Source organism: Myxococcales bacterium (genome assembly GCA_016699535.1).
GTDB lineage: Bacteria > Myxococcota_A > Polyangia > Polyangiales.
Window position 1 is genome coordinate 1588254 of sequence record CP064980.1, and the last position, 21598, is coordinate 1609851.

Consider the following 21598-nt stretch of genomic DNA (forward strand, 5'->3'; position numbering starts at 1 on the left):
TTTTGTCGAATGGCTAAATTGTTGACGGAAGCCTGTGTGACTTGGCGAGGGCAAAGGCGCCGATTAGGCCGGCTTGTTGTTCAAAATGAGGGTAAACAAGGTAGTTGTCGATGTCGTCGTTCAATTTCTTGTGCGGTATGTAGCCTGCAACGAGTTTTTTTAGGGACGAGCGAACGCGTTCAAGCACGCCGGGGTTTTTAAGCATGCCGCCGCCCAGGACAATCCGTTCGGGGCTAAGCATATAGGTGCATGCTGCAAGGCCATGAGCAAGATAGTTGGCTTCCAATTCCCACAGGGGATCATCCTTTGCGAGTGCATCAACCCCACCTTTTGTACGTGCACTAAAGGCACTGCCTGAGGCCACACCCTCTAGACACCAGGTGTGGAATGGGCATCGGCAGTGAAAATCATCTTTTTCGCCATTCGCCATTTCCAGTACCGGTACCGGCATATGACCGAACTCAGGATGCATCAAACCGTGAAGTGGCTTTCCGCCAACAATTACACCGGCCCCAATGCCGGTCCCTATCGTCACATAGACAGTGGGATCGCATTGCTGTGATGCGCCCCAGAGGTATTCGGCAAGGGCCGCTCCGTTGACGTCGGTATCAACAACCACGGGTATATCCAACACCTTCTCAAGGATGCTTTTTACTGGAATGTAGTCCCAACCCTTTTTAGGCGTTCGCAGAGTAGTGCCTATCGCGTGCTTGCTGTTTCCCTTGAGTTCGATCGGCCCGAACATGCCAAGGCCGATAGCGTCTAGCGGTGGGGCACTTTTAAAAAACTCGCATACCTTTGCTAAAGTCTCCTCGGGGGACGTTGTTGAAATTCGTTCAATCTTTTGTAATTGGTCGTGTGCGCTGCCGAATCCACATAGAAATTTCGTGCCGCCACCTTCGATGACCCCTAAAAGACTGTCTGCTTTATGGGCTATTTCATTCATGTCCTTCCACTTAAAGCATCTTTGCTAGCAGTAGCTCAAATAGAAAGTCGAAATAGCAGATACCTGCCTTTTTTGGCTTGTGACGGCCGAGAAACTTGAAATATCGCCGTATATAGCTGCTTTTTCGCTTCTGCATTCGATGTTCTGGGTGATTTCTCGATCACTTCAACCAGCTAGGTCTCTGCTAGAAAAAAAACATGAAATGACCTAGATTTCTCGAATGAATTTTACAGTTTCACACCGTTTTCCGATTGATGTTGATGGTTTTTGGAAGAATATTTTTTTTGATGATGCGTTCAATCAGCGTTTGTACGTGGAAGGTCTTAACTTTCGAGCATGCGAAGTTATTGAAAAGACAGAAGACGCAGATGGTCGAATCATTCGCAAAATGCGTTATGAACCTCGTGCCGAGATGCCGGCAGCAGCAAAAAAGATTTTTGGCGATGCAGTTGCCTACACCGAAGAAGGTGAATTTGATCCTAAAATGAAGCGTTGGCGTTTTCGAGTCATTCCTGGCGTAAGTACGGACAAGGTCTCGATTTCGGGAGAATTATGGGTTGAGCCTGCCGGAGAAAATCAGGTGGACCGTGTGTGCCGAAATGATATTCAAGTTAACATCTTTGGAGTGGGCTCCATGTTGGAGAAAATGCTGGAAAAGCAGTCTCGAGAAGGTCTCGAAAAAGCTGCGCTTTTTACCCAGCAGTTTCTGAAACAAGCCCATAGTTAAAGTGAAGCAAAGCTTGCAAAAGCATTGGGATGTGTTGCTTGCCAGCAGACGTGTACGTGTTGCTGGAGTGCTGGCGCTTAGCGTAGCTTTTCTCTATCTTCTTGTGGGGCTTTCGGCGGGTTATTTTGTCAAAAACAAAATTGCTTCTGAAGTCAAAGAACGTTTCGGGTTAGATGTTCAGAGCGCCACGGCTCGTCTCGGATTCTCTGGTGTTGAGCTTTTTGGGTTTAGTGCTTTTGACAGAGAACACCATGCACTTTTGTTTCGTGCAAAAAAGTTAAAAATATCTGTTAATCCTTTTCTAGTTCCTTTTCGAGGAAGCAAAGCAGTACGAGGTATTAAGTTAAAAGACGCTGTGGTGGAAGTTGACCTTGCTTCTTCGGGGGTTGAGCGTCTGTTTTCTCGGAAGGGGGAAAAAACTAAAAAGAAGAAAGCAAGACAGCAAAGTGAGGGTCTGTTTTTTCTTGTAGATGGCCTTGAACTAATTTTGCACGACAAACAGGGATTGCTGTTTAGAGCTCAAGTAGCCGACCTTGAGAAGAAAAATACAAAAATGACGGGGGTTTTGCCACTCATCGTAATGGGAGAAGGAGAAGAGAAAGAGACCATCGAACTAAAAAATGTTTCTTTTTCGTTTTCGCGTAACGACGGGCACTATCAACTTCAAAACCTGTTGGTTGATAGTATCGAATTTTCATGGCGTCCTGCAGAGCAACAACTCCGCACGCGTTTGCGTGAAGCGCAGAAAGCGATTGGACGGGATCAAAGAGAAAGTACCCAGAAGCGCAATGGATCCCCGGAAGCTGAGTTCGGAGCACTGGATTGGTTTAAAAAGGACGTAAAGGCAAAGGTTAAGTCGTTGACGGTCTATTCGCAGAAAGGCCGGCTACTAAACAGTGGAAGTGTTAGTCTGACGGGCAAGGGCAAGGGTCGTTTTCGTTTCTTTGGAAAGGGCGATGTCATTGATGAAGGTGCGCTTTCTTGGGACCTTAGCTTGCAGCCTAAGGCGATGCGTGGTGAGGGTGAAGTCAAGTTGCTGCAAGTGCCATTGACCTTGCTTGCGCCGTTGTTGCCTGATCTTCCTTGGTACAAAGGGGACGATTCTGCGATCGATGCGGATTTAACACTTCGTGCAAAAGGAAGTGATCGTATTTTGATCAGCGGTACCATGCATGGAAAAGAGCTAGGTCTTTTTTCTCCACGAATTGGTGATGACCCAGTGGTCGTTCCGGATGTTTACGTTGAAGGAGAAGGCAGTTGGTGGCCTCTTGAAAAGCGCCTTGATATCGAAAAGGCTGAGCTTCGAATACAAGAAGCGGTAGCTACGTTATCTGGGACTTTGCTACGTGATTCAGATTATTTTGTTGTCGATTTGGCTTCCACAGTGCCGGTGCTGCCATGCAATTCAGTGCTTGGAGCAGTTCCCAGCGGTTTACTTGAAGGTTTTTCTGGCTTTTCTTGGACAGGTACGTGGGGAGCCGATTTATTAGTTACGGTTGATTCGCGCGATTTTTCACAAACGAAGTTTAAGCTCAAAGCGATTGATCGTTGCCGTTTTAGTACAGTCCCCCTGTTGCCGATTTAAGGTTATTTCAAGGACCTTTTTTACATCGGGTGTTCGAGACCGATGGCAGCGAGTTTGAGATGGAAACCGGACCTGGGACTCCAAACTGGGTACCCATCGAACAGATCAGCGCCTTTATGCTTCAAGCTGTTTTGGCTCAGGAAGATGCAGGTTTTTTCCGTCATCACGGTTTTGCGGTCGCGGAGATCGAAAAAGCACTGGCTGCTAATCTCGAAGCAGGTCGTTTTGTTAAAGGTGCGAGCACTATTAGCATGCAGTTGGTAAAGAACTTGATTCTGCATCGCAAGAAAACTCTCGCCCGTAAATTTCAAGAAGTAATTTTGACCTGGTGGGTCGAAGAAGCGCTTGATAAAAAAGATATTCTTGAACTTTATCTTAATGTGATTGAGTTTGGGCCGGACATTTACGGTATAAAAGCTGCTGCACGGCATTATTTTGGACGTTATCCTGCGGAACTTTCCCCGGCGGAATCGGTCTTCCTTTCAACCATCCTTCCCAATCCGAAGGGGTACTATCCACAGTATGAACGCGAGTCACTTAGTCCACGCTGGAGGACTCGGATGCAACGTAGGCTGGAGCATATGTATGCAAGAGGTCGCATTGATCAGGCAGCGTTGTCCTATGGTCTTAAAGAACTGGAGAATTTTCACTTCTTTAAAGGAAATGGCATGGCAGGTGCTCGTGTAATCGAAGGGAATCCTACGCCTTTGCCGTATCAGAATGGGGAGGACTATGAAACATATAAAGGCGTCTCGGAGTAAATCGTTTGTTCTCGTTTCTATGGCGCTCGTCGTATGTACGATGCTTCCAAGTTCAGTTTTTGCTGGAAACAGCGATGCGGTCCTTTTGGGCGATACGGCAGCCATGACCGGCGGAGCTGTGACAGCGGGTATCGGAGACGGAACAGCACTTTGGTACAATCCAGCGGGTATAGCAGAGGCTAAACAACACCAAGTCGATGTCAGCGGAAGTGTCTATACGCTCAGGAATTACAGTATTGGTAGCGTGCTTCAGACGGTCCAGGGGCAAAACAAGGGTGCGAGTATAGCCGAGGTGATTTCCGTTCCAAGTGCACTGACTTATGTGAGAAAGATTTCTGAAAATGTTAATCTTGCCTTTGGTTTGTTTGTTCCTTCAGCGAACGATTTCAGCTTGCGCGCTGTCTTGCAGCAAGATCAAAGCGGAGCATCAGGGCAGGGGTTGATAAGTGTGGGGCTTACGAGTGCAGCTTACTTTGGTGGCGCTGGCTTGGGTTGGAAGCTCAGCGATAAGCTTAGGATTGGTGCAGGTCTGTATATGTCGTACCGCAGTGAGAACGGTTCGGTGCATTTCGGGCTTGGCGTAAAAAATGATGCCATTGATTTGGCTATTTCAACGTCATCGCTCTTGTCCAATCAATATATGGGTCTTGAAGCAGGTGTGGGCGTGCAATGGGATTTTGCGCGGCGCTGGACTCTCGGATTGTCGGTCCGTAGTCCCGGCATGCTGTTTTTGCAATCGTTGCGAGATACGCGACTCACCGCTGGCGGTGTAATCGTAGGAAGTGATGCTGTGACGCAATTCGAACCAGAGGAAACGAATTCGTTTGAGTTTGCCTCGGGGATTGTTTCCCCAACACGCATTCGTATGGGACTGGCCTATCAAATCGATGGCGGTTGGCTGTCCGTTGACGGAGATATACAACATGGACTTAAGAACGATGAGCTAAGCATTAATAATCGTTTTGTCTGGAACCTTCGTGCTGGAGGAAAGTTAGCGCTATCGGAACATTTTTCCTTTGGCTTGGGTGTGTTTACCGATCGAAGTTCAGATCCAGAAGTGAGGGAATTTGCTGATTCGAAAATTGATTTCTATGGACTGGCCACGGCAATTCAGTATCGAAACAAATATGCCCTTGCCGAAGAAGAAGATAGTTCTGACATGACATTTTCTACCACGATTGGTTTGCGTTATGCCTACGGTTCCGGTGACTTTGGAAGCTTTGTCTTTGATCCAAGCACCTTTGGAACCGGTGCTGATGATCCACTTTCAGAGAAATCGAATTTTACCGTGCACGAACTGGGTATACATCTTGGTTCTGCTTTTTATTTCTAAAAAACTAAAACTGTACGCTTGTTTATAGCTGATAAAGCATAAGGTAGATAATCACGCCTGTGACTGAGACGTAACTCCACAAAGGGAAGGTGATTCGAGCTATTTGGCGGTGCTTGGTAAAGTCTTTTTTAATGGCAAGATAAAGGGTACGTAGGACCAATGGCAGCGTCACAATCGCGCATAAAATATGTGAGATTAGAAGTGCAAAATACACAGTTCGGATGGCGCCCTGGCCCTTGAAAGGCGTATCGCCATAGACGCCGTATCGGGTCAGGTACGACGCAAGAAATAATGATGAAAGAGTAAAGGCAGCTACCATGCACAGTCGATGCAGTGGAACTCTTTTTGTCTTAATAGCGAAAAATCCTAAAAAAAGAAAGAGCGCGGAGCTAGCATTTAGGCAAGCATTCAAAAGCGCAAGTTGAGAAGAATCAGGTAGCATATCTAGTTCTCCAAAAGTAACCGAAGAGCTTTTTCAAGTTGGGTAAATCCCTCGTTGTCATTCGCAAAAAAGCCACGGATGCGTGAGTTTTTATCGACTAATACCAAATGAGTTCCGTGAAGAATGTCATATTGACTGCTGTTGGCATTGATTTGTTTGCGAGTGCCAATACTTTGTTTGAATGCAGAGACTGCAACTTGACGTATCGCAGAGCTATCTCCGGTTAGGAATGTCCAATTAGGACTGGCGTAGTGATTGGTCTTGGCGTAGGCCGAAAGTGTTTTCGGATCGTCCGTTTCTGGATCAACGGTGATCGAAACAATTTGATAGTTCATTTGAATGTCCTGAGTCTTGTGATGAAAGTTCGATAACTTTGTCATAAGCAAAGGACAGACTGATGGGCAACTTGTAAAGAAGAAGTGCGTGACCCAAGCTTTGCCTCGTAGTTGTGTGGGAGAGAAGCTACGGTTAAGCTCATCGCGTAGCTCAAAGTTGGGAACGTTAGCTAAAATGGGTAGAGCTTCTTCTGCTTTTTTTTGATGGCCGCAGCCGCCGACCAGCAGATTTACTGCGCATAGGATAGATAGAGAAACCAAGGCCGTTGCCCTTGGCATGTTAACGTTTTACCCGACAAGCCCAATGGGCAATGAAAAAAGCCAAAACAGTGGCGATAATCAACACTGCCAATTCAAGAGAGGGGTTTGAAACAAGTGCGGTAAATCCCTCTGGCATTTGACCCCCATATAAAGCTCGACGCATGTGATCTGAGATAAATGTCATGGGGTTCAAGAAGGCAATCTTACTTTGAATCAAAAATGCCGGCACAGGAAACATCGCGCCAGATAAAACCCAAAGCGGTATAAGCAACACACTCATAATGACGTGATAGCCCTGGGTGGAGTCCAGAAGCCATGCTACTGCAAAACCGATGAAGCTAAGTAATAAAGAACCCCATACCAAGGTCGAAAACAGCATTGGCCAGTCGATGGTCGATAGTTTTAACCCTGCTAAAGGCGCTAGGCCTAGAAAAAGAATCGACTGCACGATGGCAACGCTGCTTGCGCCGAAGCTTTTTCCAAGCACGATGGCGCCGCGTGATCCAGGTGCGACAAGTATGGAATGCAGCAGTCCTTCATGCCTATCTTCGATAAGAGACATTGTGGCGAAAATCGAACTGAACAAAAGCATCATCACAAGAACCCCAGGAAAAAAGAATTCCATGTAGTTCATTTGGTTGTTGCCTGGTGCAGAAAAGACGCTTCCCATTCCTACGCCGAAAAGACCCCAGAGCAGTAGTGGTTGCAGGAGAGCTCCCACGATGCGGCTTTTTTCTTTTACAAAGCGCAATAATTCACGTTGCCAAAGAACTTGAACGGTACAGAGATTTGCGTTCATGATGCGTGTTGTCCGTTAAACGAGCGGCCTGTATATTGAATAAACACATCGGCCAAGGTTGGCCGATGCATGGATACTGAGAGCACTTTACCCTCATCAAGATTTTCAATGAGTCGAGGAATCAACTTGTGTCCTTCAGCGTGTGTAATTTGAACACGATCGGCAAGAACCAGTGCTTTGAGATTAAGTTTTTGTTGTATTTCTAGGGCAACTTCGGAAGGAGCCTTGCATTCAAGTTGGATGACGTCGCCTTTTAAAGCGCCCTTTAGCTTTGCGGGAGATCCTTGAGCGATGATCTTGCCTTGGTCGAGAAGCAAGATGCGATCGCAACGCTCTGCTTCTTCTGGGCGGTGTGTGGTGAGCAAGATACTTAGTTCTCGCCGCTCTTTTTCTTGTACGAGGTAAGACCAGCTTTGTTGATAGGCAAGCTCATCGAAGCCCGTCGTGGGTTCATCGAGGATAAGCAGTTCGGGTTGGTGAAGTAAGGCACGTCCAAATTCGACTTTCCGCTTCATGCCTCCAGAAAAAGTTTTGATTTGCTGATCTTTTTGTTCACTGAGGCTTGAGAAAGCCAGCCACTCTTCGATTCGTTGTGTGGCTAGCTTTTTAGGAACACCATAAAGTTTGGCTGAGAGTCGTAAGTTTTGGACGGCGCTTAGTTTGGGATCGATACTTCCCGCTTGAAGCAATACGCCAATTTGTTGTCTGAAGTGAGGATCCCCAAGGCGGATTACTCTATTCTTCCATTGAAACTGCTGACAGTCTGCGTTGCAAAGTCCCAACATGGCTGCAATGGCGCTTGATTTACCTGAGCCGTTCGGGCCGAGCAGTCCAACAATTTCAGCTTTTCCTACTTGGATATCAATACCGTCTAAAACACGCTTGGAGCCGTAGCTCAGCGAAAGCTGGTCGAGTTTAAGCAAGGTTTCATGCATCAAATAGGCTCAAATTGCGTCGAAGACCATGGCGGGGAAAAGCAAGGTTACGTAGAGCAAAGACAAAAGAAAGAACTTCTTTGCCCATCGACGTTCTTTATATTCTTGAAGCCCCCACAAGGCCCAAGCCAAAAACACGGTTCCACTTAGCGTAGCAACGGTAAGATAGATCGATCCGACGAGGCCAATCGCGTAGAGCACCATCGATGCAATGAAGAGTAGCATCGTGTAAAAAGCAGCATGTCGTTTTGCACTTTTGAGTCCCTTAGCCCAAGGAAAGACACGAATCCCAGCGAGAACATATTCGTCTTTTCTAAAAATACTGATGGCAATGAAATGAGGCAATTGCCACAGAAATAAAATGGCAAACAACGTAAACCCCGCCAAATCAATGCGGCCGGTTGCTGCGGTCCAGCCCATCAATGGAGGAGCTGCTCCTGGTATGGCCCCGATGAGTAAAGCATATGGGGTTTTTAGTTTTAGAGGTGTGTAAACGCCGACATAGAGAAAAAGAGCACTTGCTCCAACTAAAGCTGTCAGGGAGTTTACGGCGAAATTAAGGACCAGCACTGATGCTACTCCAAGTACGAGGCCCATAACTAGTGCGACCCATGTCTCTAAGCGACCTGCAGGCAAAGGGCGATTGGCGGTACGTGGCATGTGGGAGTCGACTTCAACCTCCAACCAACAATTGAGTGTATTTGCCGCTGCAACAATCATCAGCGTTCCCAGGAGTGTGGCTAAGGAAGTGATCAGCGAGACTTCGACAGGCGCAAGCCCCCAGCCGCAAGCCGTGGTCAAAAGACCCATGCTGGAAATGCGAGGTTTACTACGCGCAAATAAGTCTCGTAGGGAAAGACTCCTAGAGTTTTCAGAAACGAGTGTATTGTCCATTAACTAACCACCTTTGCCGTGTGAGGCATTGGAAAAGACTCTGGGCGGATTGTGCTTGGCGTAGCCGCCTGACGCAAGGCCCTAAGCCAAAGAAATATCCAGACGGAATTAGCCAATAAAAGCGTGCCAACAGAGAGGTGTGCTGAGACGGAATGAAGGTTGAGCGCGTATTTGACGTTGCTTATTCCGAGGGTGATTTGCAGCGCTAGCAGTGCGAATTGCATCCATGCGAAGCGTTGTAGGGCTTTGATTTTAGGCTGTTTTTTTAGTGACCACAGGATATTGCTTGCTGAGATGAGCACAACAAGCGAGACCAAAACTGCTGTAAAGCGATGAAGCATGTGCAAACGCGCGGGTGCCCATGCAGGCCAAAGTTGACCATCGCATAAGATCACATCGGTGCCGCAGGCCATTCCAGAGCCGGTGTGGCGGACCAACGCGCCAACTATCATCTGCAGATAGATAAGCAGGACAGCAAGCGCAGACCAGGCGTAGGGAGCGGAAAGGTCGCGTTTGATGCTATCTTTAAGCTGCTCGCCCTTACTTTCAAAGGCAATCCACAAGATGATTGATAGAAACAAAAGAGAGGTGGCTAGATGAGCTGAGGATACCAGGAGCGGTAAGTGGTAGATGACCGTAAGTCCGCCCAGAACACCTTGAAAAATCACCAAGAAAAGCGCGAAAAATCCCAAACGATGCAGAGTGAATCCCTGTGTTTGCTCTTTTTTCTTAGCGCTACGACGATTTGTCCAAAGTAGGACAGTTAAAACGATCGTGAGAAAGCCCACCAAGGTCGCTAGCATGCGATGTCCGTGCTCAATCGCAACGTGGCCTTTCATTTCTGGGAAGAGTTCACTAAAGCACAGAGGCCAGTCGGGGCAGGCTAAGGACGAGCCGGTACTGTGAACGATTCCACCCCAGGTAATAAGTACCCATACGATAAATGCGGTCGCTAGTGCTAAATGGCGTGTAAGGGATCGGGTCATGGCCACGCAGTGATACACCACGCAGAAAAATTGTCACGGGCAACTATGTCAACTATCCGTAAATATTATGAATTTAAATCATAGCATTGGCTGAGTGTTGTGTTGGCAGGCGTAGCGTGGATCAGAGCTGCTGCATCCGAGCCTTCAAGACTAACAGCTGCGGATGGCATAAGACTCACTTACTCCTGTTAGACTACTGTGCGCTACATGCAGACGCTCGGATGCAGCAGCTCTGATCCACGCTTACAAGACTAGACCGTTCTTCCGTTGGGAACGGTTCATCGTAGTTAGTACATGCTTTGCAGTGGTGGGTTTCGAAGGAGGGCACTGCGCAGGAGCGTCTGCATGTGGCGCACTAAGATCATCTCGGGAATGAATAGCGTTTATGGCATCCGCAGTGTGTGGTCTTGAAAGGTCCGGAGCGCTGCCCTCCTTCGAAACCCACGCCTTTGCTAACAAGCATAAATCACGCCTAGTTCGATCCAATATCCAACCTGGCTTGGCACCATGCGATGTCATGTTCCAACGCTTCGATCTTGTTGGGGTCGCTATCGGAATGAGCGAGCAAATCTTTTAGCTCCAAGCTGGCTTTTTCGTGTTCTGTTCGCACGTTCTTGGCGTCAATTTCTTCTTGAGCAGAGAAACGGTCGGTGATGATACGAACGCGATCGGGACCCGCCTCAGCAAAGCCGGCACCAATTGCTGCGCGATGCACATGACCACCTTGCCTGTAGCTAATAATGCCAATCTTCAAAGAGGCCAAAAGAGGTAAATGCCCCGGGAAAACGCCAAACTGTCCCCAGACGCTGGGTGCTTCGATGTAGTCGACCTCAAGCGATAGTGCTTGGCCGAGCGGCGTAGCAACTTCCAGATGCAAGCTTGTGGGAAGTCCGTTCATGTTTAGTTTGCCGATTTGGTGAGTCGTTCTGCTTTGGCGCGAACTTCATCGATGTTGCCGACCAAGTGGAAGGCCTGCTCGGGAAGATCGTCGAGTTTGCCGCTGAGAATCTCTTCAAAAGCTGAAAGCGTTTCCTCCAATGGAACGTACTTTCCTTCTAGGCCGGTGAACTGATGAGCCACGAAGAAGGGTTGCGATAGGAATTTTTGAATCTTACGTGCGCGATCCACCACCATGCGATCGTCTTCACTAAGCTCGTCCATACCAAGGATTGCAATAATGTCTTGGAGATCTTTGTACTTCTGCAGGGTTTGCTGCACTTCACGCGCCACTCTGTAGTGTCGTTCGCCAAGAACATGAGGATCGAGCAGGGTTGAGGTTGAATCAAGTGGATCCACAGCAGGGTAGATGCCCATTTCAGCAATCTGGCGACTAAGCACGGTGGTTGCATCCAAGTGAGCAAAGGTCGTAGCAGGGGCAGGGTCGGTCAAATCGTCCGCAGGCACGTAAATCGCTTGCACTGAGGTAATGGAACCTTTGGTGGTTGAAGTAATGCGCTCTTGCAGAGCGCCCATTTCCGTTGAAAGGGTTGGCTGGTAGCCCACTGCGCTTGGGATACGTCCGAGAAGCGCGGAGACTTCGGAGCCGGCCTGGGTGAAGCGGAAAATATTATCCACGAAGAGAAGCACGTCCTGGCCTTCTTCATCCCGGAAGTGCTCGGCGACGGTAAGTGCACTAAGTGCAACGCGGGCGCGCGCACCAGGCGGCTCGTTCATCTGGCCGTAAACGAGAGCGGTTTTTGAAACAACGGGCTCACCGCTTTCAAGCTTGGATTCACTCATCTCCAAAAAGAGATCGTTTCCTTCACGGGTACGTTCACCAACGCCGGCAAAGCAAGAGACGCCGCCATGTGCTTTAGCCACGTTGTTGATGAGCTCCATGATAAGTACTGTTTTACCAACGCCAGCACCACCGAAGAGACCGATTTTTCCGCCCTTACGATAAGGAGCAAGCAAATCGATAACTTTGATGCCCGTTTCGAACATTTCAACTTTGGTGCTCTGCTCAACAAACTTAGGTGGCTCACGGTGAATGGGTGCATACTTGGTTGCATTGACGGGACCGCCACCGTCGACGGGTTCGCCCACGACATTGAGGATACGTCCCAAGGTTTCTTTGCCAACTGGCATGGCAATGGGGCTGCCTGTGTTTGTGACGAGCATGCCGCGAACCAGGCCTTCAGTTGCATCCATTGCGATCGCACGAACGGTGCTTTCGCCCAGATGCTGTGAAACCTCCAAGACGAGATTGTGCTCTTTATCGTTGATTGAAGGGTTTGTGACCTTCAATGCGGTCAGGATTTGAGGGAGTTTTCCGGCTTCAAATTCAACATCGACCACTGGGCCGACAACCTGTTTAATTTTCCCGTGTGCTAAGTCTGGCATGCTTTTTTTACCCCAATAACGCGTTTGCGGGGCGCTGGCGCCCGCTCAACTTCCACTCAATTCTAGGCGGCGCTGAACTAGCATGTTGGGGTGTTTGGGTCAACGCGCGTGATACGGCTTTTGTCGTCTGAGCAGGATCGTTGCCATCGCTGGACAGCTCTGAAATACGTCATGATTTCAATAGAATTAGTGCTGACTGCGTTGCTTTGCGGGTACACTGTGGCAGAGCAACCTTGCGGGGCGTTGCCTTGGCCGCGAACGACGAGCTAGCAGCCAGTCTTTATTTGGTCACTGTGGCTTTTTCTTGAGCGTGAACACTAGGGGCCAATCGCAATTGTTTTGGAGATGGGACCTGCCTTAACCTTGATTTGTCCGTGCGTTCCCTGTCTATCCGCAATGACCTGACCTGTGATCGTGAGGCTCCCGTTGTTGATGTGTTCGATATTGATTTCGGTGCCCTTCGGCGTTCTTTGAAGTACAAATACGCCAGTAGTAGAACCACTCATAGCTAGCAGCGAACTTGCGATATCGCGCAAAAAAACAGATTTGATACCCCAGACCATAAAAGGTTTAGCACTGGGTGCACGCAGCATGACCCTGCCGAAATAGTATTGTGGAGGAAGATCTCGGAAGCGAATTCTAGGCGTTTGCAGTACTGCTTGCCAGTTGATGGGCAGATTATCTTGCAAGGTAATGCGCAAAGGTTTCAAATCAATAGTGCCATTGCGCACTGATCCAGTCTTTTTCTTAAAATCATAGTCAAGATCCATTTGACTCTTGAAGGATGTTTTTAGATGAACGGTCTTCGTTGCAATTCCAAGATTGCGTGTTTCGATGTGGAGATGACCAGAAAGCTTTCTGCGTGCATCGAAATCGAATGCAGTATGGGCAAAGGTCGTGCCGTTAGCTAAATGCAAACCAGCGGACGAAAACCAAGGGTTAAGCCAAGCCGTTGAGGGTAAGCTAAATTCGGTTACCTCAGCCTTACCAGCCAAACTAGAGAAAAAGCGCTGTGGCTTGAGGCTGTGGTGGGCATCGAGACGGATCAATCGAATGCCTGGTATCGCTTTGGTCTTCACTTTGAGATCCTGTGTACGATGCACTTGTGCTCCATGCAGTGCGACACGTGTAAAACCAATGTTTCTTCTCGCTCGACTGTGGAGCGTCAGCCTGCCTTTTAGTGACAGACCGTTTTTTGTGAGACCGGCGTTCGTGGAGTGAAAGCTTAGGTGACTGCCATCCTGCACAACCCCATGGTTAAACATAAGATTGAAATCCAGTTTGCCCTTCCCGCTCAAAGGCCTAAGCTGGTGGCTACTGTAGTAGGGTTCGAGCATGTCAGGGGGTGTTTGAAGATGACCTTGAACCTGGGCTAACAGATGCGGCCAGGGGTTTAGCTTCGAGTTAGGCGTGAAATCTGTGTGCACGAGTTGTCCACGCGCTTTCAATGACACTTCCTCGATGAATAGCCGTTTCCCAATCGTTACCTTGCCGCTGCTGAGCCTTAAAACGTGAGTCAGAAATGCCCAGTGCTCGCAGAGGTTTGTAGTAAAATCCTCCCTCAAGGGATGCGCTGCCAGTATAGTGTTGTTCCTCAATCCAAATTTCGCTCAATGGTGCAGAGAGCTGATCAACGCGCGCTGTCCACAAATCATCAGGAGTCACGCTCGCAATCATGCTGGGTGTTCTAAAAGGTGAACTGCAGCCAAAGATCTCAGGAAGACGGGATAGTTCGGTAGAAGTCAGTGTGCCAGCATCACGAACCGCGCGAATACGAAAGCGCAAAGCTTTGGCTCGGGCATTTCTTACATGCATTTCCTTGAAAAAAAGATCGGTAATAGAAATGCTTCCTTGCACATAGTTGCTTTCGATCTGCATCTGTACATGACTGTCATGAACCGAAAGCAAAAAACCGCGTACGTAGACTCTGCCTGGCCATGGACTTAACGCGGCTCCGTAGCGGAGGGTTGCGTCTCCGGTTTGATTCACAGCATATGTTAGCAACCCGCTCCATAAGATTGCGTGAACAAGGATAAGATAGTGCAACCAAAGTGCAGTGCATCCAAAGGCCGTCGAAAGAATAAAGGGGCGCACCTTGCTAAATAGGCATGATGCATTCGGTAGCTTCGAGACTAGCTTGGCACAATGAATCCTATCAGTTCCTTTATGTTTGTTGGTTGTAAGGTGCTTTAAAAAACTTAAGACCTTCAAAATCCAGCGTGTCACGTGTCGTTGGTGCGACATGCCCCGAAATTTGGAAGCACAACTCAATCGACCTTGTGTAACAAGACTACTCTTCCCGTGTTGTTCCTAGATGTTGTCAGTAATCATCATCGGACTGGTTGTCTTCAGGGCTGTCATCGGCGTCCCCTTCGACTGAATCATCTTCCCACGTTTCAGCGCCTTCAAGACCGTCGTTCGCTTTGTCACTTTCTTTGATCTCCTTTGAAGGTTCGAGCTTTTCAAAAGAGTCAGGTTCATCGGGTGTGCTTGCTTCCGGTTTTACCGAAGCAGCACATGCCAGTGGCGAAAATACAAAACTGCAAAAAAACAGAAGTAGGAATTTTAGTTTCTGTTTAAAAATGCTGTTGGCCATTGTGCCTCCTCCCAGGGGATTGTTGCGGCTCGAGTCGATCACGAAATCTGAATTTCTCCCCCGTGTGATGGTGAGTCTGGCAAGGTAGCCCGTTTACGGTCCGGTTACCAACGGAGGCTCGAATCAAAGGTGAATTACCTGGTTTTTCAACCGGAATGACAGCTTGCTCTTCGCTCACGGTATCATGTAGATAGGACCTGCTGTTCTGAGTTGGGTTTGAAGATGCAGCGCTATGAAGTCTTCATATGAATGGTTTAAAGATGTTTTTTTTGCTTAGGATAGTCGGTGTGCTGTTTTGTGTGAGTCTTACGGGATATGCGTGCAGGAACACGTCGAACTATATTCCGGTAACACCGTCTGACGTTGGCCCTGTGACAGACAAGATCGAAACGCGTAATTCTATATCATCGCGCATCTACCGCGGGGTCACTTACAACTCTCAAAGTCCTCAGCAAAAACTCGACATTTATCTTCCGACTGACTCCTCAGATATGCGATTGCCTGCCTTGTTATGGGTTCATGGCGGAGGCTGGGCAGGTGGTTCTCGGCTTAGTGAGAGCGAATTTGCGTTGCGCCAACTCGAGCGTGGGTATGTTGTAGTCGGCGTAGGTTATCGACTGAGTTGGGAGGCTCCGTACCCAGCAGCGCTTGTCGATGTGCGAAATGCGGTACGCTTCCTCAAGAAAAACGCATCGGACTACCACATCGATCCTAATCATATTGCGATTTGGGGTGCATCGGCTGGTGGTCATCTTGCAGCTTTGGTTGGAACGACCGGCCATATGGATAATGCTGCAGTGGGTGACTATGTTGGTATCTCGTCGGAGGTTCAGGCGGTGATCGATTGGTGGGGTCCAAGTGACTTTCTTGCGATGTCTCACCAGTGGCCCGCGCGGTGTAAGTCTCATCGCGATAGTACTGCAGCAAGTTCGCCTGAATCACGGCTGCTCGAATGTCCCGTTCTCGAGTGCCCCGATGCGGCGCGCGCTGCCAACCCGATCACCTACCTAAGCGCGAAGACGCCGCCCTTTTTGATCATGGCTGGTGATAGCGATTGCACGGTCCCGCCAAAGCAGTCGGAGTTGCTCTGGGCGGCACTTAAACGCCACCATGTGTCTGTCGAGTTCGCACTGATCAAAGGTGCTGAACATGGAGGACCTCGCTGGTACGATCCGGCGGTGCAGGCCAAAGTCGATACCTTTTTGGATCGCTATTTGCCCAGTCCCTGGCTCTCAGCGATTTCTGCGTCTCCATGACAAGCGGGTCCACTGCAAATTCGACTGTTATCTTAACATGATGAAAGAATAAAAAGTATTGCACGGAGGCCCAACCTTGAAAGAAACGTCTCTTGCAGCTTTATTGCTTGATCTCCCTATCCTTATCCCTTGGTCTTGATTGCAATGCTTATCGCCGTCTTTGTATTACAAGTCATTATTCTAGGTGTTTACGAGAAAGTGCGCCGAACATGAGAAAGCCTAATATTGCGATCACGGCGGTGCTTGCGAGCCAGTGTTCAGTACTTGATACACCTTTTTGTACAAGATCCAAGTGTTCGGAAAATAGGTAACCGAGGCTAACCATCAGTGGGACGCTGATGCACATGCCAAGCATATCCCAAAACATAAACTTTTTTAGAAGCATCCCGTGCATTCCAGCCATAGCAAAAACTGCTGCGCGTATGCCGGCTAGATGTCGCGCCACAAAAATTATCACAGCACCTCGTTTCTGAAACATGGCACTAATCCGAGCCTGGCGTTGTTTTGGTAAAAGTTTTCGAAATAAGGCTTTATCGAGCGCCTTGCTACCTAGATGCTTAGCGGTGCTAAAAAGCAATATATCACCGCCAAGTACACCAAGTGCGCAGCCAAGAATTGTCCAAGGAATGAAAAGATGGCTCCGATGACAAAGAGCTCCGGCGAGCAGAAGTAGAATATCTTCTGGTAAGGGCAAACCAAGGCCGGTTGCAATCAGGGCAAGGACGATAAGCGCCAAAGAAGCATGACTCACAAGCTCAATCCACATCATCGTGTATTCCTTCGTAGGCCTTGGCTCAGTCGCGGTTAGCTCGAAGCTCGGAAAGCAGGTCCAGTTGGGTTTGCTGAATTTCAACCATATGCTCCCACTGCACGTGCAAAAGATGGTCGATTTTTTCGTGCAGTGCAGCGATCTCGATTTCGGACTTAAGGTTAGTTCTAAAGTCGGCGTCTGCTTCGAGCCTATCACGCGAGGAGACACGATTTTGACTCATCATAATAATGGGCGCTTGGATGGCAGCAAGACACGACAAGCCAAGATTAAGAAGAATATAGGGGTAGGGATCAAAGGCTTCGGCTCGAAGTACGATGGTGTTGAGCGCTATCCAGGCACTAAGGCAAACACTAAAAGCGATAACAAAAGGCCAAGAGCCGCCCACGCGCGCCACGCGATCGGCAACGCGTTGCCCAACGGTTAATTTGGTTTCGAATTGCTCGTCTAGATGTTCAGCAATAGAAGTGTGCGCTGTAGCTACGCGTAAGACTTCAGCTTCCATGCTCGAGAGTTGGCCGCGTTCTTTTTCTAGCTGGGAAAGCACATGAAGCTGCCGTTCGTTATCCAAGCACGATTTACAAACGTAGCCCCGATCGTTCCAGTCCTTAGAATGACGCTCGGCCATGAACTCAGAGAGTGAAGGCCGAAGCGCAGCAGGTACGGCGCAACGGTGCTTTGCCTTGTCTTGCTCGCAGATCATGCATTGCACCATCTCGGGTGGTTTAGTGGTTTTATACATGGGTTATTTCCATTGTCTTTGACCCTCCATAAGAGCGACATCATTGATTTGCTCGCCTGTCGAGAGTTGGCAGTCACCTTGACCACTTCCAGCAAGACCGTTCGATGGAGAAGCAAGTACAAATCGGCAGCGCATGCGGGTGCCGTCTTGGGCTCGAAGTGTTGCAATAACGCGGCCTGAATAGTGGGTCACAAAACGTTGGTAGTATCCGTCACCCCCCATTCCATAGGTTCCCCACGGTGTATTCCAGCCGTACCAGCCTGGATTCCATCCACGCCAATAAGGTGCATAATCGGTTTCAACCGTTTCACTGGTGACCTGCATAAACTGACCCCAAAAGATTTTCCCGGTAGGCAAGATAGCGCGCACCTGTCCTCTGACCACACTCGGGCCATCGGACTTCCAGTCAAAATGCACCGGGCCCAAAGCTTGGCGCGTTGAAGTTGCGGAGCCATTTTCCGCACCGGAAGAACGGTTTTGCTGTGAAGCGGATTCCAGTTCTCCGGTACCCGTGCCTGCGCTTGCGCAGCCACCCAAAAGCCAGAGGGCAAAGGTCCACAGAACAAGAAAAACACTCACGGCCTTGCTCTTCAATTTGTCCAATTTAATCGTCATTTCTCAAATTATACCTCGAGGGTAGTTTTTCAAACGTGACGGGTTTATATCGCATTTTCATAAATTGTATTTAAGCATGTCAATACAGAGCTTTATTGCTCTGGGGTAGAAGGATATTTCAATGAGCAAAAACTTCGCATTGATTGGCGCAGCTGGTTACATCGCGCCACGTCACCTGCAGGCTATCTACGATACAGGTAACCGTCTTGTCGCTGCGACGGACCCCAAGGACTCGGTGGGTGTGATCGATCGGTTTTTTCCCGAAGCTTCGGTTTTTTACAGAGATAGAGCGCTTTGATCGGCATCTGGAAAAACAACGTCGAGAAAATACTAGCGCTAGAATTGACTATCTTTCTGTTTGCTCACCAAACTATCTTCATGATGCGCATGTTCGTCTTGGTCTGCGTTTGCACGCAGATGTGATCTGTGAAAAACCTTTGGTTCTTTCACCATGGAACGTTGATGCGCTTGCCGAGTTAGAGCGAGAGTTTGAGAAAAAAGTTTCCACTGTGCTTCAACTTCGCTTGCTTCCATCGTTACAGAACTTGCGACAAGAAATTCAAAAAAGCGATCGATCTAAAAAGAAAGATGTTTTGTTAACTTACGTTACACGCCGTGGTCCTTGGTATGGAGTGTCGTGGAAGGGAGATGTTGAAAAATCAGGAGGCGTTGCGACAAACGTTGGTATTCATTTCTTTGATCTTTTGATGTGGGTCTTTGGTCCGTGTGCTACTAGCGAGTTACACATAAGCACCGACAGCAAGATGGGTGGTTTCCTTGAGCTAGAGCACGCTAGGGTCCGGTGGTTTCTATCGGTTGATAAGAATGATTTACCCAAGGGCTACCTTGAGCAAGGTAAACCCGCATATCGAGCGATTACCGTCGATGGCGAAGATCTAGAGTTTTCCTCTGGCTTCACTGAACTTCACACCGAGGTTTACCGAGATGTGCTCCAAGGCGGAGGCTTCGGCCTCGATGAGGTGCGGCCTTCCGTTGAGCTTTGCCATAAGCTTCGGCAGCAAAAAGTAGTGAAAGGCGATCTTGTGCATCCCATGGTAAAAGCTATGATTTAGAGCTAGAGCCGCTTCGTGGGGCGGTTCGTTAAGCCACATGACGCTGCAGTGTTGTTGTGGTAAAGCAAGCCCTGGCGGATGATCTGATGTCTGAGGAAGCTAAAGCAATAGTTGATATCGAGCAGGACTTAGCGCTGCGCGAGCTATCTACCGATGGCGTATTTATTGTGATGCCTGCTTACAATGAAGAGCAGGTGATCGGGGAAGTTGTCAGTAATCTTCGTCAGTATTTTAAAAACATCGTTGTCGTCGACGATGGTTCCAGTGACGATACTGTGCTTGCTGCACAGCGGTCTGGAGCGGCGGTTCTACGTCATGTTGTCAACCGTGGTCAGGGTGCTGCCCTTCAGACCGGCATTAGTTTTTCACTTCTGAAAGGTGCCGAGATTATCGTTACCTACGATGCGGACGGACAACACGAGCTTGCTGATGTGTTTCACCTCATCGAAGCTGTTGCAAAGAAGGAAGTTGACGTTGCCTTGGGTTCGCGTTTCTTGAAAGACAACGCATCTTTGCCGCCTTCGCGCCGTGCACTGCTGCGCGTGGCCGTTTTGTTCTCGCGGCTTACTTCAGGGCTGAAGGTCTCGGATGCGCACAATGGTATGCGTGCTTTTTCTCGAAAGGCTGCCGAAAAGATCGAAATCACACTTGATCGCATGGCTCATGCCAGTGAGATTCTTGACGAGATACGTATTCATCATTTGAGCTATCGAGAAATTCCCGTAACGATTCACTACACGGAATATTCGCGTGCAAAAGGACAGCGTGCGACTGCCGCCATAAGCATCGCTTTGGATTATTTGCTCGGAAAGTACATCAAATGAGTATTTTTCAAATTGTCAGTCTAGGTATCTTATCTCTCCTGATTGTCACGACATTTTATCGAGGTGTTGTCACGCATGGTCGAGCGGGCGTGTGGCTTCTGTGGTTTATGCTGTTTGTTGCGACCTTTATCGCGATTTTAATGCCAAACATGACTGCTGACATTGCGCGCTTTGTAGGTATTGGTCGCGGCACTGACTTGGTGCTTTACTCTTTTGTGGTTGCCTCCCTTATTGCGTTTTTCCTTATCTTCGTGCGTATGCGACGTGTGGATCGGGAAATCACTAAATTGGTTCGCGATATTGCTATTCGGCATGCCATCGAACCCGCTGACACCTCTTCAACACAAAACCGACAAAGCTAGAAACTCGTCGCATGTCTTCACTTTCGGTTACACTTGTTATTCCTGCACGTGATGCGGCTCAGACGATTGGCCCCTGTCTTGATGCGCTGCTGCCACTGCAACAAAATGCGTTGCTTTCGGAGATTATCGTCGTAGATGACGGATCAAAAGACGAGACCGCATCCATTATAAAGAGCTATCCCGTTCGCTACCTTGAGGGCGCAGGTCGTGGCGCAGGCTCGGCACGCAATCTGGGTTGGAAACAAGCACAAAGCGACCTTGTATGGTTTGTCGATTCAGATTGTGTGGCTGAAGCAGGTGCTTTAGAGCGTTTGCTTCCATATATGCAAGACGAAAAGGTGGGTGCTGTCGGCGGAAGTTACGGCAACATGAACACTCATTCGCTTGTTGCGTCGCTGATTCATGAAGAGATTGTCGAACGTCATTTGCGGATGCCGAATCGTGTGAGCTTTCTTGCAACGTTTAATATTCTCATTCGTAAAAAAGTGCTCGAACAAGTGGGTGGTTTTGATGAACGCTTCTTAAAGGCACAAGATGTAGAGCTTGCATACCGAATCATGGAAGGCGGTTTTACACTTGCTTTTGATGCGGAATCGCGAGTGAAACACTATCACCTTACGGCTTTGCTTAAGTATCTAAAGGTCCAAGCCAAGCAAGGCTATTGGCGCATCTGGCTTTATAAGAAACACCCAAAGCGGGCAGGCGGTGATTCCTATGCTGGCAAGATTGACTATGCGCAGCCCCCGCTTGCCATGTGCTGCCTTGCGACATTGCCGCTTGTTGTCTTGTCATGGTGGCCACTTATCGTTTCAGCGATGCTCTTGCTACTGCTGCAGCTACCGATGGCTTTGGCGTTGATCTCCCGAACAAGGAAATTACGCTATCTAAGCTATCTTCCATTTGGCTTTATTCTAGCCTTTTGGCGCGGTGTCGGCATGAGTTTAGCTGTGCTTTCGCTTCTGCTACCTTCGAAGCAATCGGTATCCGTTGGGTAGTTGCGCACAGATGAAGCGA

23 protein-coding genes and 1 pseudogene are annotated in these 21598 nt (G+C 48.7%); 9 read left to right on the forward strand and 15 right to left on the reverse strand.

The window, feature by feature from the left end; genetic code table 11:
• Positions 1 to 13: 13 nt before the first annotated feature.
• On the reverse strand, positions 14 to 946 hold the full coding sequence (locus IPJ88_07570; GenBank protein ID QQR91570.1) for an ROK family protein: 933 nt from the start codon (positions 944 to 946) through the stop codon (positions 14 to 16).
• Positions 947 to 1166: 220 nt separating this feature from the next.
• Here IPJ88_07570 and IPJ88_07575 point away from each other — a divergent pair, with 220 nt between their 5' ends.
• Genes IPJ88_07575 through IPJ88_07590 form a run of 4 tightly spaced genes read left to right on the forward strand, consistent with a single transcriptional unit; the run spans position 1167 to position 5352 of the window.
• The gene (locus tag IPJ88_07575; GenBank protein ID QQR91571.1) at positions 1167 to 1673 is read left to right on the forward strand and encodes a DUF2505 domain-containing protein; all 507 of its coding nucleotides are present in this window, start codon (positions 1167 to 1169) and stop codon (positions 1671 to 1673) included.
• A gap of 1 nt (position 1674) precedes the next feature.
• Entirely contained in the window at positions 1675 to 3258 is a 1584-nt protein-coding gene (locus IPJ88_07580) for a hypothetical protein (protein ID QQR91572.1), read from the forward strand.
• A 59-nt stretch (positions 3259 to 3317) separates the two neighbouring features.
• The gene (locus IPJ88_07585; protein ID QQR91573.1) at positions 3318 to 4019 is read left to right on the forward strand and encodes a transglycosylase domain-containing protein; all 702 of its coding nucleotides are present in this window, start codon (positions 3318 to 3320) and stop codon (positions 4017 to 4019) included.
• Positions 3991 to 5352 (forward strand): hypothetical protein, encoded by a 1362-nt coding sequence (locus IPJ88_07590; GenBank protein QQR91574.1) that lies wholly within the window; start codon positions 3991 to 3993, stop codon positions 5350 to 5352. Before IPJ88_07585 ends, IPJ88_07590 begins: the two co-directional genes overlap by 29 nt.
• Before the next feature lie 22 nt (positions 5353 to 5374).
• Here the strand turns inward: IPJ88_07590 and IPJ88_07595 are convergent, their stop codons facing one another.
• From IPJ88_07595 to IPJ88_07645, 11 genes are all read right to left on the reverse strand, one after another.
• Positions 5375 to 5794, reverse strand: a complete 420-nt coding sequence (locus IPJ88_07595) for a DUF420 domain-containing protein (GenBank protein QQR91575.1) — start codon at positions 5792 to 5794, stop codon at positions 5375 to 5377.
• A 2-nt stretch (positions 5795 to 5796) separates the two neighbouring features.
• Entirely contained in the window at positions 5797 to 6408 is a 612-nt protein-coding gene (locus tag IPJ88_07600; protein QQR91576.1) for an SCO family protein, read from the reverse strand.
• Position 6409: 1 nt separating this feature from the next.
• Positions 6410 to 7189, reverse strand: a complete 780-nt coding sequence (locus tag IPJ88_07605; protein ID QQR91577.1) for an ABC transporter permease — start codon at positions 7187 to 7189, stop codon at positions 6410 to 6412.
• Positions 7186 to 8124: an ABC transporter ATP-binding protein gene (locus IPJ88_07610; GenBank protein ID QQR91578.1), complete on the reverse strand. Its 939-nt coding sequence runs from the start codon at positions 8122 to 8124 to the stop codon at positions 7186 to 7188. Before IPJ88_07610 ends, IPJ88_07605 begins: the two co-directional genes overlap by 4 nt.
• A 9-nt stretch (positions 8125 to 8133) precedes the next feature.
• The gene (gene cyoE / locus IPJ88_07615) at positions 8134 to 9018 is read right to left on the reverse strand and encodes a protoheme IX farnesyltransferase (GenBank protein ID QQR91579.1); all 885 of its coding nucleotides are present in this window, start codon (positions 9016 to 9018) and stop codon (positions 8134 to 8136) included.
• Positions 9018 to 10004 carry a heme A synthase gene (locus tag IPJ88_07620; GenBank protein ID QQR91580.1) on the reverse strand — a complete coding sequence of 329 codons (987 nt, stop codon included), beginning with the start codon at positions 10002 to 10004 and terminating at the stop codon, positions 9018 to 9020. Before IPJ88_07620 ends, cyoE begins: the two co-directional genes overlap by 1 nt.
• 472 nt (positions 10005 to 10476) lie before the next feature.
• Positions 10477 to 10902, reverse strand: a complete 426-nt coding sequence (atpC, locus tag IPJ88_07625) for an ATP synthase F1 subunit epsilon (GenBank protein QQR91581.1) — start codon at positions 10900 to 10902, stop codon at positions 10477 to 10479.
• Between the two features lie 2 nt (positions 10903 to 10904).
• On the reverse strand, positions 10905 to 12347 hold the full coding sequence (gene atpD, locus IPJ88_07630; GenBank protein QQR91582.1) for a F0F1 ATP synthase subunit beta: 1443 nt from the start codon (positions 12345 to 12347) through the stop codon (positions 10905 to 10907).
• A gap of 317 nt (positions 12348 to 12664) precedes the next feature.
• Entirely contained in the window at positions 12665 to 13450 is a 786-nt protein-coding gene (locus tag IPJ88_07635) for a hypothetical protein (GenBank protein ID QQR91583.1), read from the reverse strand.
• A 301-nt stretch (positions 13451 to 13751) separates the two neighbouring features.
• A complete protein-coding gene (locus tag IPJ88_07640) occupies positions 13752 to 14336 on the reverse strand; it encodes a hypothetical protein (GenBank protein ID QQR91584.1) in 585 nt (194 codons plus the stop codon).
• A 331-nt stretch (positions 14337 to 14667) separates the two neighbouring features.
• Positions 14668 to 14943 carry a hypothetical protein gene (locus IPJ88_07645; protein QQR91585.1) on the reverse strand — a complete coding sequence of 92 codons (276 nt, stop codon included), beginning with the start codon at positions 14941 to 14943 and terminating at the stop codon, positions 14668 to 14670.
• Positions 14944 to 15314: 371 nt separating this feature from the next.
• On the opposite strand from IPJ88_07645, the gene IPJ88_07650 reads away from it, so the two are divergent.
• A complete protein-coding gene (locus tag IPJ88_07650) occupies positions 15315 to 16199 on the forward strand; it encodes an alpha/beta hydrolase (protein ID QQR91586.1) in 885 nt (294 codons plus the stop codon).
• 175 nt (positions 16200 to 16374) lie between these two features.
• On the opposite strand, the gene IPJ88_07655 is transcribed toward IPJ88_07650, so the two are convergent.
• The 3 genes from IPJ88_07655 to IPJ88_07665 are packed head-to-tail and all read right to left on the reverse strand — an operon-like array spanning position 16375 to position 18325.
• Entirely contained in the window at positions 16375 to 16968 is a 594-nt protein-coding gene (locus IPJ88_07655) for a DedA family protein (protein QQR91587.1), read from the reverse strand.
• A 25-nt stretch (positions 16969 to 16993) separates the two neighbouring features.
• On the reverse strand, positions 16994 to 17710 hold the full coding sequence (locus tag IPJ88_07660; GenBank protein ID QQR91588.1) for a DUF1003 domain-containing protein: 717 nt from the start codon (positions 17708 to 17710) through the stop codon (positions 16994 to 16996).
• A gap of 3 nt (positions 17711 to 17713) precedes the next feature.
• On the reverse strand, positions 17714 to 18325 hold the full coding sequence (locus tag IPJ88_07665) for a hypothetical protein (GenBank protein QQR91589.1): 612 nt from the start codon (positions 18323 to 18325) through the stop codon (positions 17714 to 17716).
• 121 nt (positions 18326 to 18446) lie between these two features.
• On the opposite strand from IPJ88_07665, the pseudogene IPJ88_07670 reads away from it, so the two are divergent.
• The 4 genes and pseudogenes from IPJ88_07670 (at position 18447) to IPJ88_07685 (ending at position 21579) form a co-directional block, all read left to right on the forward strand.
• Positions 18447 to 19398, forward strand: a pseudogene (locus IPJ88_07670) (Gfo/Idh/MocA family oxidoreductase).
• An 86-nt stretch (positions 19399 to 19484) separates the two neighbouring features.
• On the forward strand, positions 19485 to 20222 hold the full coding sequence (locus tag IPJ88_07675) for a glycosyltransferase family 2 protein (GenBank protein ID QQR91989.1): 738 nt from the start codon (positions 19485 to 19487) through the stop codon (positions 20220 to 20222).
• On the forward strand, positions 20219 to 20584 hold the full coding sequence (locus IPJ88_07680; protein ID QQR91590.1) for a DUF2304 domain-containing protein: 366 nt from the start codon (positions 20219 to 20221) through the stop codon (positions 20582 to 20584). The genes IPJ88_07675 and IPJ88_07680 overlap by 4 nt, the downstream gene beginning before the upstream one ends.
• An 11-nt stretch (positions 20585 to 20595) precedes the next feature.
• Positions 20596 to 21579 carry a glycosyltransferase gene (locus IPJ88_07685; GenBank protein QQR91591.1) on the forward strand — a complete coding sequence of 328 codons (984 nt, stop codon included), beginning with the start codon at positions 20596 to 20598 and terminating at the stop codon, positions 21577 to 21579.
• Positions 21580 to 21598: the final 19 nt, after the last annotated feature.

Coding starts and splice junctions, on each gene's coding strand:
- IPJ88_07570 (QQR91570.1), bottom strand. CDS start 946: ATGAATGAAATAGCCCATAAAGCAGACAGTCTTTTAGGGGTCATCGAA.
- IPJ88_07575 (QQR91571.1), top strand. CDS start 1,167: ATGAATTTTACAGTTTCACACCGTTTTCCGATTGATGTTGATGGTTTT.
- IPJ88_07585 (QQR91573.1), top strand. CDS start 3,318: ATGGAAACCGGACCTGGGACTCCAAACTGGGTACCCATCGAACAGATC.
- IPJ88_07590 (QQR91574.1), top strand. CDS start 3,991: ATGAAACATATAAAGGCGTCTCGGAGTAAATCGTTTGTTCTCGTTTCT.
- IPJ88_07595 (QQR91575.1), bottom strand. CDS start 5,794: ATGCTACCTGATTCTTCTCAACTTGCGCTTTTGAATGCTTGCCTAAAT.
- IPJ88_07600 (QQR91576.1), bottom strand. CDS start 6,408: ATGCCAAGGGCAACGGCCTTGGTTTCTCTATCTATCCTATGCGCAGTA.
- IPJ88_07605 (QQR91577.1), bottom strand. CDS start 7,189: ATGAACGCAAATCTCTGTACCGTTCAAGTTCTTTGGCAACGTGAATTA.
- IPJ88_07610 (QQR91578.1), bottom strand. CDS start 8,124: ATGCATGAAACCTTGCTTAAACTCGACCAGCTTTCGCTGAGCTACGGC.
- cyoE (QQR91579.1), bottom strand. CDS start 9,018: ATGGACAATACACTCGTTTCTGAAAACTCTAGGAGTCTTTCCCTACGA.
- IPJ88_07620 (QQR91580.1), bottom strand. CDS start 10,004: ATGACCCGATCCCTTACACGCCATTTAGCACTAGCGACCGCATTTATC.
- atpC (QQR91581.1), bottom strand. CDS start 10,902: ATGAACGGACTTCCCACAAGCTTGCATCTGGAAGTTGCTACGCCGCTC.
- atpD (QQR91582.1), bottom strand. CDS start 12,347: ATGCCAGACTTAGCACACGGGAAAATTAAACAGGTTGTCGGCCCAGTG.
- IPJ88_07645 (QQR91585.1), bottom strand. CDS start 14,943: ATGGCCAACAGCATTTTTAAACAGAAACTAAAATTCCTACTTCTGTTT.
- IPJ88_07655 (QQR91587.1), bottom strand. CDS start 16,968: ATGATGTGGATTGAGCTTGTGAGTCATGCTTCTTTGGCGCTTATCGTC.
- IPJ88_07660 (QQR91588.1), bottom strand. CDS start 17,710: ATGTATAAAACCACTAAACCACCCGAGATGGTGCAATGCATGATCTGC.
- IPJ88_07665 (QQR91589.1), bottom strand. CDS start 18,325: ATGACGATTAAATTGGACAAATTGAAGAGCAAGGCCGTGAGTGTTTTT.
- IPJ88_07675 (QQR91989.1), top strand. CDS start 19,485: ATGTCTGAGGAAGCTAAAGCAATAGTTGATATCGAGCAGGACTTAGCG.
- IPJ88_07680 (QQR91590.1), top strand. CDS start 20,219: ATGAGTATTTTTCAAATTGTCAGTCTAGGTATCTTATCTCTCCTGATT.
- IPJ88_07685 (QQR91591.1), top strand. CDS start 20,596: ATGTCTTCACTTTCGGTTACACTTGTTATTCCTGCACGTGATGCGGCT.